The organism is Legionella drozanskii LLAP-1 (assembly GCF_001467585.1).
Lineage (GTDB): Bacteria > Pseudomonadota > Gammaproteobacteria > Legionellales > Legionellaceae > Tatlockia > Tatlockia drozanskii.
The window spans coordinates 1-14,525 of sequence record NZ_LNXY01000006.1 but is presented as its reverse complement, the minus strand read 5'-3'; the positions used below and the strand labels follow the sequence as shown (position 1 = coordinate 14,525).

Below are 14,525 nucleotides of genomic sequence, written 5' to 3'. Positions count from 1 at the left end.
ATTGTTAGGATGACACAACTATTTACGAATGAAGGTCTAGGTATTAAAGGTTCCTCACTTAGCCAATTAGGTAGTTATGGGCCAAAGGGCAATGCAGCACTTGGTCAAAGTGGTGAATCAGTTTATACCAATGCAGCGAATGGTAATCTGGTATTACGGCAAAAGGATGGATTTTTAGCAAGCACCGGTTTAGGGTTTGAGTTAGTTCATAGTTACAACTCATTGGGCGAAGGCGGTAACAATTGGCGTTTCAATACGCAAACTTCTCTGTCCCTGCATGGCGTTGCCAATAGTCTTGGTTCTAAATTGATCCGTATTGACGAAGATGGTCATGCCAGTCAATTTACCTTTGATGAAACGAAAGGCTGCTATTTAGCAAGCGATGGAAGCACTGGGACGCTTCGTTTCGAGCAAGATCGTTGGATTTATCGAGAGGGAAGTGATGCTCGTTCTTATCAATATAATGTCGATGGGCAATTAACTTGCTTAAGGGATCGAGATGGCCATCAATTACAATTTAATTATAGGGAGGGACAATTAGATTCCATTATTGATACTAGCGATAAGCAAACCATAAAATGGGTTTTTGATAACGGTTTTTTACAAGACCTCAACGTGCTCAGCGATGGCGAAATTATTCATCACTTACATTATGATTATGATGCCCAACATCGCTTACAAAAAGTGACTCGTGATCTAGGTCAGGGCAAGGTTTATTGGATAAGCTACGATTATGTCAGCGATTCCAACCAAATCTCTGCTATTCGCCAATCGGATGGAACGTCTCTTCTTATTGATTACGATAGTGTAGGCCGAGTTAAGAAACTTATTGATGGTGAAAAGCGCGCGACTAACTATGAATACTTTGATGGCAGGACAGTCATTCGCAATGGTTTAGGTGAAACCTGGACTTATTATTATGATCAACAAAGCCGCTTAACAGCTATTGATGGACCTGAAAACAGTCCTATTCGTTATGAGTACACAGGACAGCATTTAACGGCTGTTCATCAAGCTAATTTACATTGGTTGTTTGATTATAATGAAGCTGGTGATTGCATCACTGTACAAGAACCTTCAGGACAAATGACGAAACGTGTTTATGACAATGAACATCGCTTACTAAGTGAAACCAGCTATACCCGTTTTGACGGAAATCATTCCCCGGAAACACCAGAAACAAAACATTTTATTTACGATGAGCGGGGACATTTACGTTTCTTAATAGCTAAAGATGGCACAGTGTCCGAGTATCGCTATAATCAGGAGGGTCAATGCCTAACTAGTCGTACTTATCTCAAATCCGGCTATTCAACGTGCCAGCAAAAACTTGAATTGAACGACTTATTAACCTGGGTAAGCGAGCAAGATTCGCAGACTATCAGTCTCTCTTCCTACCATTATGATTGGCGCGGACTCTTAGATGTAGAAACACATTATGCCAGCATTGATGAGAATGGTGAGGGAAGCAGTTACAGGGCATTAGTGACAGGGTTTCGCTACGATGCTGCCGGCAGGCTTGTGGAGAAAGCCGTCCCTCTCAATCAAGGTTTTAGTATAACTAGCTATCTTTATGATGATTTAGGACGCCTAATTCAGAGTTGCGATAATCAAAATCATTTTCAGCGCTTTGAATATGATGATATGCATCAACGAATTGTCGAAACCAATGCTCGAGGTTTGCAAACCATTCGTAGCTATGACCATTCAGGATTACTTTTAACGACCCAGTATTTGGATTCTAACAAGCGGAATTACGGTACTATTCAATATGCTTATGATGCCGCCGGACAATTACAATCTGAAACTCACATTGATGGCAGTGTTTCTTACTATTTTTATGATGAAGAGGGACGGTTGCAGGCCAAATGTGAGCCTGGTGGCCAATTGACTGAGTATCGCTATGATGAAGAGGGCAGGCTTGTACAAACAATCAATTACAGTGAAAAAGCTGTAACTGCCGATTGGAAAACCAAAATTCCTGAATGGACTGAGATAAAACCTAAAAACACTCTCGACGATCGTATCAGTCAAATTATCTATAACGATTTTAATCAGATTGCTTATCAAATTAATGCCGAGGGAGCGGTTCTCGCTTTTGACTATAACCCAGCCGGACAGGTTATCTGCAAGACAGCTTATGCCATTCGTTTAGAGTCTTATATAGCCAGTCATCACTTAACCATCAATGAACTCAAGTTGCAGCTAAGTGATAACGATCGCAGTATTTATTATTTTTATGATAGCGAAGGACGGCTACAAGCAGAAGTGAATGGCGAGGGTGCTGCCATCTCTTATCGTTACGATCGTCGAGGGAATCTATTAGAAAGCATTCGGTATGCAAATCATCCAAGTTTTACCTTGAACTCGAAGTGGGTCGTTCCCGAGAAGAATGATAATGATATCCACAGCTTTAGCCTGTTCAATACAGCAGGTTTGAAGGTGGCTGATATTGATCCGGAAGGATTTGCAATCACTTATGAATACAACGACAGAGGTTTGCTCATTCAAAAGCGCAGTTTCTCAACTGTTTTAACTGAAACTGTCTTTGTAAAACTTCATGAAAATACAGTTTTAACTGATCTTAATTTACAAGAAAAGGCTAGTGATCACCTAACAACCTATCGTTATGATGATTTAGATCAACTCATCGAGGAACGCTCGCAAAATGGATTGCTGGTCCAATTTCGCTACGATGAAAATGGCTTAGTTCTTGAGAAAACACTCACTGATACAAAAACGCAGGAAATGCGTCAACAGCGGTTTCGCTACGATACGCTGGGAAGGGTAATTCAACAATTAGATGCTTTAGGAGCAGCGCTATTATTAAAAAATCCTCAACTCGCCGAAGCGGAGATCGAGACTATCTGGCTACAACATAGTCTTCATTATGAGTATGATTTATCAGGCAGAGTGGTGAGTCTGACCAATGCATTAAAGCAAACAACTCGTTATTTTTATAATGAGGCAGGCTTGCTTACCTACACGGTCAATGCAGAGGGGCAAGTTACTGAAAATCACTACAATCACTTTAACCAAGTCGAGACAGTTTATCGCTACAGTAAATCTTTGAAGCAAAGTTTAAGGGATTTAACGACGGCAGAACTTGCTACTCAACTGGATGAATTACGCGATGAATCAAGCGATGAAAAAATTGTCTACGAATATAACACCCTAGGCCAATTAGTAAAAAAATTAACTGGCAGCAGGGGGCTTCAAACGATCGAATATAATGCGTTTGGCGAATTAGAACTAACAAGTCTCAGCATTGATCAGACTCATGAATTAGTTAAGGGTTATGCCTATGATCGACGAGGATTAGTACGTCATCAAGCGGATGATATCGGGGGGGTGAACCGCCACACAGAAACCCAATATGATGTTTTTGGCAATGTTAAAAAGATAATCGATCCCCGGGGAGGAATAACAAGCTATCTATATAACCGCCGTGGCGAGAAAATTATTATTGAAAATCCAGCTAAGATTAAAAAGGAAATGGACTACGATGCTTTTGGACGTATCTTAAGTGAAACTAATTCCTATAATAACTTTAGCTATGATGATCAAAACAATACCCTAACAATCCAACATCCAGGTCAAAAAAGCAAAATAGTCACTCAATTCAATGCATTCGGCGACAAAATCGCAGTGACCGATGCAAATGGTCAAACGACACGCTACTACTATGATGCTAAAGCACAATTGATCACTGAAAGCGCTCCCCAGTCGCAGGCCAAATACTATCACTATGACGAGGTGGGTCATCTGATTTGGCAGCAAGACAATGGTGGACAAGTTATTTACTATAGTTATGATGCAGAAGGACGCTTACTAACTAAAACGCTTGATCCCCATGGCTTAGCACTCACAACAAAATACCACTACGATGGTATTGGTCGTCAGTTAGAAATTACTGAAGCCAGCGGGCTTCGTAAGCAATTCAGCTACGATGATAGTGGGAATCTGATTCAAACTCGCACCGACCCTGACGGACTTAATCTAACCATTTTATTTACCTACGATGATCGTGGTTTATTAACTCGAAAAACGGAATGCAGCCCACAAGGCAAAGACAGAATAACCGCCTATGAATGGGACATTTTAGGAGGACGTAAAGCCACAATTCTGGATCCTGATGGACTAAGTCTTAGAACAAGCTATAGCTATGATGAGAATGGTAATCTTATCAGCGAAACCGATGCTAACAACAATACGCGCCATTTTATTTACGATGCTAAAAACCAGTGCCGTTTTCAAATCGATGCGCGCGGTGTAGTCACAGAACATATCTATGATGCGAATGGAAATGAATATCAAACTCTGATCTATGCTAATCGCATTTCAGCTCTTAAAAGTTACACAGAAAAAGAGCTGCGTCTGGTTTTGAAACCAGCTGATAATGATCAATACCAATTTCGGCTTTTTGATATTGAAGGACGAGTCACTCTGTCCTTCGATGCCCAAGGCTATGGTACATCTTATGATTATGATGGTAATGGTAATTTGCTCCACCTCAGTCGATTTGCTGCGGTGAAATCCTTAGGCGAACTTAAAAAGGGAGTATTTGAGCTTTCCAAGGAGGAGAGAGCTTTAGCGAGACATCGGTATTTTGCCTACAATGGTCTCAACCAACTCGTGTACCAACTGGATGAGAAAAACTATTTAACTGAATACAGTTATAATGCGAGCGGCCAAATGATTAGCAAAATCAAGTTTGCTACAAATCTAGCACTTGAATCTGCTCATTATTCACTCGATCTATTGCGTAAGAATATTCAAACCTCTCCTTTTGATCAATGCAGCCGTTATGCCTATGATCAAGCCGGTCGATTGAGCTATCAACTAAGTGCTAATGGTATTGCTAATGCTTATTTTTATGATGGAGTTGGAAATACGATTGCCAGTTTACAGTATGCGACGCGTTTTGCGTTGGATTCCAAGAGCGATTGGGAAAAGCAGTTATCAACGTGTGATCAAGATAGACTGACTCATTTCGTTTTTGATGCTGCTGGCAGAGAGGTTTACCGTATTAGCCCGGAAGGTCGTGTTCTTGAACGAGGCTACGATGCTTTAGGCAATGTAACAAGCGAAATTGCTCATGGTGAACGCTTGACTGTAGCCACTTATGATGAGCAAGGTCTAAGAAAAGTTTTGAAACAAGATGAGCAGGACAGAATCACTATTTTTAACTATGATGTCATTGGTCGTCTTACAACCAAACTAGATGCGAAAAAACAAGCCACACACTTTGCTTATGACAACAACGGTAATGTACTGACAAAGACTGAGGCCAATGCAGCACAATGGACTTATTTCTACGACGAAGCAAATCACTTAATCGAAACTCGTTCACCCAGCACGGCAATGATGAGTTTAAAAGCTGGACAATGGGTATCAGAACTCCGCTCTCTAATTACACGCCATACTTATGATAGCTTTGGCAATGTTATAGCCACCGTATGCGATCCAGACCGTCTAAATCAAATCATCCAATATCGTTATGATAATAATAACCGTAAAATACAAACGATCTATCCTAATGTCTCCGTGAATATCGCTAGTAATCAAGCAAGCGCTCTGCGACAAGAGCAGGCGCAAACCTTAGTCGAAGAACAGCAATACAATGCCTATGGGGAAGTGATTGCCAGCAAAGATCGTGCAGGTAATTGGCGTTATAATGCCTACGATAAAAAAGGCCAATTATTGTATAGCTTGAATGCTCAAGGCGCGGTGACTGGTTTTAGCTATGATGCTGTTGGCAATCTGCTGTCAAAAAAACGCTATGCTAATACCTTAAGCTGGTCTACAGGAATAGATGATGCAGAAACGTTTGCCAAATCGCTACAGCTCAGTACTTATGATCGGGAAGAGCATTATAGTTATGATTTAGATAATCGTTTAGTCGAAACTACACAGAAGGCAGTCCACAGTTATAACGCCGCAACAAAACATTACGAAACACTGACCCCAACTACCCGCACTCGTTATAATGCCTTTGGTGAAGTCATTGAACTAAGCGTTAAGCGTAATGAAATTGATTGGGCCAAGACCAATTATTACTACGACAACGATGGCTTAAAGCAAGCGAGTTTAGATGCGGAGCATTATCTAACAACTTACTCCTATGGTAGTTTCGGCGAACTGACTGATGAACTTCAATACGCCAATCGCGCAAATGAATGGGATGAGAGTCACGTCGGTATTCCCGATAACAGCACAAAAGATCGTCATGTGGTTTTTGGTTACGATGAGCTAGGTCGATTAACCAGTAAAACTCTAAAGCAGGCCAGCTATCAGCAACTCATTAATGAGTCTAATCAATATACGACCGTAGCCAGTGATTTAACCACCTACTATAACTATGATGCCTTGGGCAATTTAACCGCAACAACAGACGCTTTAGGATTGACAAGCTATTGTTATTACGATGCTTTAGGTCAATTGATTGCCAAAGTAGGCCCTGCTACTTCAGGGGGGCGAGCGGCGACAACCTACAGTTATGATCCTTTAGGACAACTGGTTGAAGTGACCCGTTTTGCTCAGGGAGCTGCTTTTGCAAACAAAGATAGTTATGTACTTAATGAGTCTTCGGTAGCAGACGTAAGTACGCATGCTATTTATGACAATCAAGGTCGATTATTGGCAGAAATTGACGGCCTAAATCATGCGGTTTACTACAGCTATGATGCCAATGGTCAAAAAGTACGAAGTTGGCAACAGCTGACTCAGATAGATGGTAGTCAGCGACTTATTGATAAACGCTATGCCTATGATAAAGAGGGGCATCTTTTACAGACAGGTACCTTCAAAAACAATGGCCTGCTGATGACTGAAGATGCTGTTTATAATGTATTTGGTGAAATGACTGCCAAAGGAATTGATGGCAATTTAACGACTCATATTGATTATGATTTTTTAGGAAGAATTTGGCGCTCCAATACTCAAGGTTATTATCAGATTTTTGTCTATGATTTGATTGATCACCTTACCCAGATTGTTAGCTCTACTAATGTTTTTTCTGCAGAGTATGGAGACCTGGGGGTCGATTTGTCACAGGAACGCTTTAACGAAACAGAGCGATTCACCAACGAGCAATGGCATTTTAATTTGCAGCGCCAGAATAATAGCTATGATGGATTGGGTCGTTGTTTAAACCAGACCAAAGAGTTCACCCTGACTGCGACAAAATTAGGAGAAGAGGTTCATTTAGAAACTATTTCGCAGCAGCAAAGCGTTGATCGTTGGGGTAATGTGTTATCCCATACGAGTGCGCGAGGGTTTGAAACTCATTATGAATACAATGCTTTCGATCAAGTGGTTAAACAGGAACTTCCTGAGGTGGTTGCCTTTGACGAAAAAATGCAAGCCCAAACACTTAAACCTATCGTTTATTATGCCTACGACGCCTTAGGTCGGGCAATTGCGATGACAGATGCTAATGGCCATACCGTAGCCAAAATTTTAGATGCCGAAGGTCGCGCCCTTACAGAGATTGATGCTAAGGGTCACCAGCGAATTAAAACTTACAATTTATTGGGTCATTTAGTTAGTAATCAGAATGAACTAGGTGGCATAACGACTTATGTTTACGATAAAGCCAATCGTTTAACAAAGGTCAACTCACCAAATAATCAGCAAACCTACACTTATGACGAAAGTGGCGAGTTAATCGCCCAACGCAACGCTTTAGATCACTCTTTATTATTTTGGTATGACAACTTGGGGCATCAATTTCTTAAAAAAGATGCTGGCGGACGCTTGAGTTACTCAGATTATGATGATGCCGGGCATAAGATTTCTGAACAAGATGCGAATGGGCTTGTTCAAACCTGGACGTATGACGCCAATGGACGCTTGCAATCACATACCGATTTAGGCAGTCATACTTCTACTTATCAATACAATAAAAATGGTCTTTTATTGGAAGAAACTTCTACAGCCGGTAAAAGCATCAGCTATCGCTATCAAGGTGATGGTCAAATTTTATCCTATTCCGATAATGTATATCAAGAAACGAATTATTATAGCTATGATGCCGATGGCAATATGATTACTAAATCGGTCTCAAAGACTACTCAAGGTTCAGGTGATGGTGGTTGGATAACAGAAAATGATGTCTATGCCTATGATGCTTTAGGACGCTTAACGACTGTGAAACGTCGTCTTCCTCAGGATAAAGTGAATCAGCTACCTGATAAAGATCATGCTCTATTGAGTATCGATTATCAGTACGATGCGGGGGGTAATATTCGCCATACCGCGGTGGAGGCTAACTACACTGGTTATCAGAAAGTTAGGAATGATGATTTTTATACCTATGATGCTAATAATCGCATGTTGATTAACAAAGGGAGTTTCCTTAACGGTGAAATTAGCCTATTTGGCCTTCAAAGTTCTTATCTCGATTACGATGCGGCAGGTAACGTCAAAAAGGCCTACAAGTTTGAGGACGGTGCCTTTCAACAATATAACTATACCTATAACACAAGTAATGAATTAGAGATCATTAGCAAAAATAATATCAAATTGAAGACAATTCATTATGATGAGATAGGACGAGTCGATGAGGAAAGGCTATATGATGCCTTTGGGCACGCAGCAAGTATCACAACAATGCAGTATGTTGCTGATCTATTGCAAATGCAAAGCACTATCACACTGCTTTCAGGTAGTTGGCAACAAACAGAGGCAGAGCAATATTTCTATGATGCTGTAGGAAATTTACAGCATGTAGACGGCAGGTTCTATCAAAATAATACGCTAATACAGCGCTCTCATCATTATAGCTATGTGTATTGGGATAGTTATCTACAATCAACTGATACAGCCACTCAATCAATCGATAATGGTCCTCAAACCTATGGAGTAAGTGGACGTTACTACAGTGTTAATGGTCAACTGTATCAAGCGGTTGATGGGAATAACATTAGTAATTATAAGATTAGTACCCTTGAAGGAATTCGTGCAAGATCAAATAAAAATGGTCAAACAAGCTATCTAACTGTAGCTGGTAAAACTATTGGTGATTTGCAATTAGACAACAACGGGATCCAGCATTTAAATGTCTACGGTGGCTTTACGCCAAAAGGTAATGCACGCGCAGGATCAACGGCGGCTTATTTGGAGGATTTTGGCGTGTTTGCTCCGGAAATCACTGCTTATTTTTTGCAGAGAGATGGGAGCTTACAAAACGATACGAATAATGAAATTTTAGCAAATACTCCACAAGACAATCTTGGAACTTATATCGTGCAAGCGGGTGATAGTTTGGATGGTATTGCTCTGCAAGTTTATGGGGATAGTAGTCTGTGGTACCTTATTGCGGATAGCAATGGCATTACCGATAGACAGCCAAGCCAATTACATAATGGTCAACGAATTACAATCCCCCCTGTTGCAACAAGACAGCACCATAATGATGGCACTCGCCGAATCATCAGTGGTGCCGAACTGATCGGAGATACCTCTGCAACTTTGCCGACGCCGTCGTTACCCTCGACTACGCCTACTCCTGTATCGCAGCGTCGAAAGTCACCCTCTTTATTTAAGAAAATAGCAATTGCCGCAATCACTGTCATTGCCACAGTCTTAGCGGCCGCGGCTTTTGGGGCTCTTGCTGGCGTAATCGGCGCAAGCTTAAGCGGGGGGCTAGGTGGGGCCTTGCATTTAGGTATGAAAGTATTAGCCGGTCAAGCTTTAGGCATGACTGGCTCCCTAGCCGCAGGATTTGCTGCCGGTCTGGCTGGCAATCTTGCAGGTCAGGGACTTGCCAATATTTTAGGTTTGCAAAAAGGTATAAAATTGAAAGGCTCATTAATCTCCGGCTTTTCAACAGCAGCCTCTGCTGGGCTTTTGCAAGGATTAAATTCAAGCGCGGCTTTTACAAACCTACTCGGAAAATTTGACAAACTATCACCCGCAGGATTTAGTTTTTCCACAGCAGCGCAAATGATGGGTGAGGACGCTGTTAGCCAAGGAGTAAGCCTAGCACTACAAAATCATCAACATTTTAGCTGGTCTGAACTAGGAGCAAGAGGAATCCTAGGCGGCGTCGCCGGAAGTAAGTCGGGCAGGACAGTAACTCAATCGCTGGAGCGACGCCTCGGTGAGGCGGGAGGCAGTATCATTCATTCCGAATTAAGTGCCCTAACAACCGACGTCTTGCAAACCGCAATGAACGGAGAAAACTTAAATGCAACCCAAGTCCTCAGCGACAATCTCGGCTCAGCAATTGGAAATGGATTTATCCACTCCCAAACAGCTGCGATCATAGAAGAACAACCCGAATCAATTGAAGGAGAATATTGCCCAACCCCAGACACCGCAAATGAAGAAAACTACAGTCCTATTCCTAAAGGCTTCTATGAGCGCCTTCATCAAGAAACAACTAGCCATTCTTCCATCATGGAAAAAATGCATCAGCTATGGAACGATTATGAAAAAAACTATATTCCCTATCAACCCCCATTAATTACCGTTGAGAGAAATAAAGAATCCAAAACAGATAGCTTAACTAGCGGACTAGGTAGTTTTGTGCAAAGTGCGCTAGTCAATTGGACGAGGCAATTGGGTTCCTCAATGTGGCAAGCTGGAAAAATAGGTAATCGAGTAGAGGGGGCAATGGAAGTAGCAGAAGGCATTGGAGAGTTAGCAACCGCTGCAGCTTTAATCGATGGCACATTCGGGGGTTTAGCTCTTCCCGGTTTCGTAATAGGTGCTCACGGCTCAGATAAGCTCATTACAGGCATCAGAAGAATGTTTACAGGCGAAAATCTTCAGCTTCAGACCATAACTGCTTTACAAAAAACTCCATTATCCCAAGGTACTATCGAAGGGATCGACAATGTTTTATCATTGACATCAATCCTTAATATAGAAAGAAGAGTCGCGAAAGAAAATTATTTCAAAGAATATGCAGGTCCAATCGGACTTGCAAGTTTTGAAATTGGAAAGGGGGTGAAATGGGGTAATCTTGCTGCACATGGAACATATGGCGGGTTTTCAGGAGGGTATGGAGCTGTTGCGGTTGGTGGAGATTGTCGTGATATTGAAGTTGGAGCATTAATCGGTTCTTTAGTGGCCATTGGCGGATTGCAGCCAAGACTAAGCGCTTTTTTAAGTAGTCCGTATATTTCGGCTGGATTATCAAATTTAGCAGGTCAAACTTATTCATATTTAAGAGATCCCCAAAATAATCATTACAGTCTTTTCTACTTAGGGTTTTCATTAGCAGGTGCTAGAGTTTCTCATGCTGTTACTAAAGAAGTAAATGTAGGTTTTTCTAAAGCTATGATAGATTCTCTTATTAATGCTCCTACAAGCTCAGTAGGTTATTATTTAGGTAAACGTACAGGATTATGATTATGATTTGGTGTGATACGCATTTAAGTTCTAGAGATTGTCTGCCTAAGCCGCTTTATTATTTCACAGCTTGCGTCCTTTTTTGGGTTTCAGGTCTCGCAGGTTTTGGTGTTGTAATCGGTTCGGATATACAAGATAAAATAATTGGCTCAGTTGTTATAGTTTTTCTCGCTTATTTTGGAATATGTAACGTCTTCATGATTTTAACAGGAAGTCGTTATGTAAAGAGTATAAAAAAAGAAGATAGTTTTTTTACATTGACCAATGTTTTTGAAAAAAAAACAAATTTTGCAGTTTCTGATATTTTTTTAGTAGAAACTTCAAAATTTTCCATCATAGATAAATTTTTAACAGGGTTTGCTAAATTTGCACCTGGATTAGATTTAATTTTAAAAGATGGAAGTAAATTTTATATCACTTCTTACATGGAAGATATTGATACTCTTAAAGAGTATCTTCTTGACAAAGAAAAACTTTCATCTACTCAAGAGAAGGAAAATAAAAAGATATAGTTTTCAGTGCTGTATCTTACATACAAAGCTGAAAAATAAATGGGTTTAAAGATCAAATTATTACATTTAATCTCTTTTTTGTGAATTTAAAAATTAACTAGCGAATTTCTTGCGCTTCTATATTTAAATCACTTATTAATATTCAATATAAAGCTTTGCAATACCCTGCATCATATGGATAGTTTGTGCGTAATTGAGACGCGGATCCACTAGGCTTTTGTAGCTTTTTTTAAAGTCAGTTACTAACTCATTAATTGATGAATTGTAATCCAAGCACTCCGTCACATCCTGATGGGTTGCTTCAAGATGTATGGCATTAAGTTTGCTGCCCATTTTTCTATGAATCACAAAAGAACTCTTTATCTCCTCAAGAATGTGACCTAGTTTCCTAATCTTTAGCCCAGAACTGATAGTTTCGGTATTCCCATGCATAGGATCACAACTCCATAAAACTGTACGGTTTGTTTTTTTCACCGCATCAATTAATTGCGGCAAAATGCGATGGACAGATTGCGCTCCTAATCTGGGAATAAGTGTGATGCGTCCAGGGATATAATCTGGATCTAATGCATTGATGGTCTTTATAAGATGCTTGATGGAAGTATCGGGGCCTATTTTTACTGCAATAGGATTTGCTATTTTTTTCAGATAGTTAACGTGTGAAGTGCTGCTAACCGTGCGTTTACCAAGCCAGGGAAAATGGGTTGAAAGGTTGTAATAGAATCCCGTGCGTTTATCCAACTGAGTTAACGCTTGTTCGTAGTAAAGTAAAAATGCTTCATGACTTGTATATATTTTTTGTTCCGGTCTTAGATCTCGATTCCATTGATTAATTTCTCGATAAATGGATGCTGAACAATTATAACTCAGCAGCATTCGCCAAGGATCCGGGGTACGATGTTTTTCATGAAACTGATTCACCATATCGCCAAAATAGGAATAAATCCTTTTATTGTGAGAAATCTCATAGAGATTGTTTCTGGGCTTCGCGTATTGACCTGCTATGCGGCCTACTTGGATTACCCTAACTCCAGTTTTTCTTTGAAAAAATTCGGCCAGCAGCTGAATAAAGTCTAATTTTGCATAGGTAGTTTCTTTGTCGCATTCAGAAAAGCTTTCTGCACAATCTCCTAATTGTATTAAAAAATACTCACCTACTGCTGCTCTTGCTATTAATTGGCGGAGTTGATTAATTTTTTTAATAGAAACCAAAGGTGCTTGGGAATGTAGAATATTTTGGATATGGAGCAGTTCATTGGGGGAATGATAGATTGGAAGGTATTGCTTCCCTTGATTTTTAATTTGGTGGACAGATTCAAACATATTCGTAACTCCTTATCATCACAGTAGATCCCCAAATAAAATATATTTTTAACAAAATTCAGTTAGTACTCATTTGTCCCAACAGTCGCCGAACTGATATGAGGGGATTGACGTCCTCAAGGGTGGAAACGTAGGTTAAGCAAAATTATGATTTAATTAAGAACAATATTAATTTATATTTTTCAAGGCTAGAATATCATCGCCCGGTTAATTAGTGGTTTTAATCGCTTATAGATCATGAAGTTAGTTCGCGATCTTTTCGCTCCAGAGGGTTCCAAACCCCAATGACAAAGTTAATTTAATTTTTCTTGAAGTACAGGCATATTTAGCTTCCTTTGCTACCTTTGAATTTAAATAGTTGGGTTGTTTGAAATTTATTTGAATAAAATAAGTAATCTTCTATTCGCAGCCTGCTTCCTATAATTTTCTTCGTTCAGTTAGATGTGGAGTAATATTAATTGGCTCATAATCCTTTTTTATCATTTTTCTAGGGAAGTGGCTAATACTGAAAAGATATCAAGCCATTAACTAAGTGTCAATATTTTACACCTAAGATATCAATTTTTTACCCTTAAAGTGAAGATAAATAGTAAGGAAATCAATGCTCCTAAGCAGATAACAATTGGAGGAATATTTACATACAATGGGTTGTCGATAGTCGCAGACAAAAGCAAAAGGGATCCTGCTCCAAAAATTACATAACTGAAATTATATCCAATTGCTCCAACCAGATACCTCACTTCAATATCTAATCGTGAAAGCACAAAACAAGTAATCAACCCTTGATAACCTGCTGATATTACTGCTAAAATTAAATGGGCAAAAATTACACAGTAAAATCCCTTTAACATCATCTTATATAATGGGAATGACAAAAGAAGTAGTAAAGAAGAAAAAATAATCAATAGCTTTCTTGGATTATAAACATCTCCTAAATACCCAAAAAATGGGACCATTATCAACATTAAAGCCAACGAAATTGTATTTATAAGTCTAACGAATTCATTATTGTATTCGGTAACAATGATTAAATAATTCGGCATGTACATAAATACCACATACGTAATCAATGCACATAATTCATATAATCCAAATGTAATTATGATATTTTTCTTTTGTTCTAAAATTAACGTGCTGAAAGATTTTGTTTTGATAGTTTGGGTTTTGAACTGAATAAACTCTTCAGATTCATTCACATATTTTCTTAGAGCTACCCCTATAAATCCCGTAAACGCACCCAATAAAAATGAAATTCTGATCCTCCCTCGATTAACCGTACACCTTGTTTAACAGATATAATCTGAATAACGAGGAGTTACAGATGTCAAA

General features: G+C 39.7%; 4 protein-coding genes. 2 read left to right on the top strand and 2 right to left on the bottom strand.

The genetic code is table 11. The annotated features are described in order from the left end of the window. The first annotated feature begins 9 nt into the window (after nucleotides 1-9). Nucleotides 10-11,361 (top strand): RHS repeat domain-containing protein, encoded by an 11,352-nt coding sequence (locus tag Ldro_RS03090; RefSeq protein WP_058494971.1) that lies wholly within the window; start codon nucleotides 10-12, stop codon nucleotides 11,359-11,361. 2 nt (nucleotides 11,362-11,363) lie between these two features. After that, nucleotides 11,364-11,873: a hypothetical protein gene (locus Ldro_RS03085; RefSeq protein WP_058494970.1), complete on the top strand. Its 510-nt coding sequence runs from the start codon at nucleotides 11,364-11,366 to the stop codon at nucleotides 11,871-11,873. 135 nt (nucleotides 11,874-12,008) lie between these two features. On the opposite strand, the gene Ldro_RS03080 is transcribed toward Ldro_RS03085, so the two are convergent. Then, nucleotides 12,009-13,196, bottom strand: a complete 1,188-nt coding sequence (locus Ldro_RS03080) for a 3-deoxy-7-phosphoheptulonate synthase (protein ID WP_058494969.1) — start codon at nucleotides 13,194-13,196, stop codon at nucleotides 12,009-12,011. A gap of 557 nt (nucleotides 13,197-13,753) precedes the next feature. Beyond that, nucleotides 13,754-14,392 (bottom strand): MFS transporter, encoded by a 639-nt coding sequence (locus Ldro_RS03075; protein WP_131764365.1) that lies wholly within the window; start codon nucleotides 14,390-14,392, stop codon nucleotides 13,754-13,756. Nucleotides 14,393-14,525 lie beyond the last annotated feature (133 nt).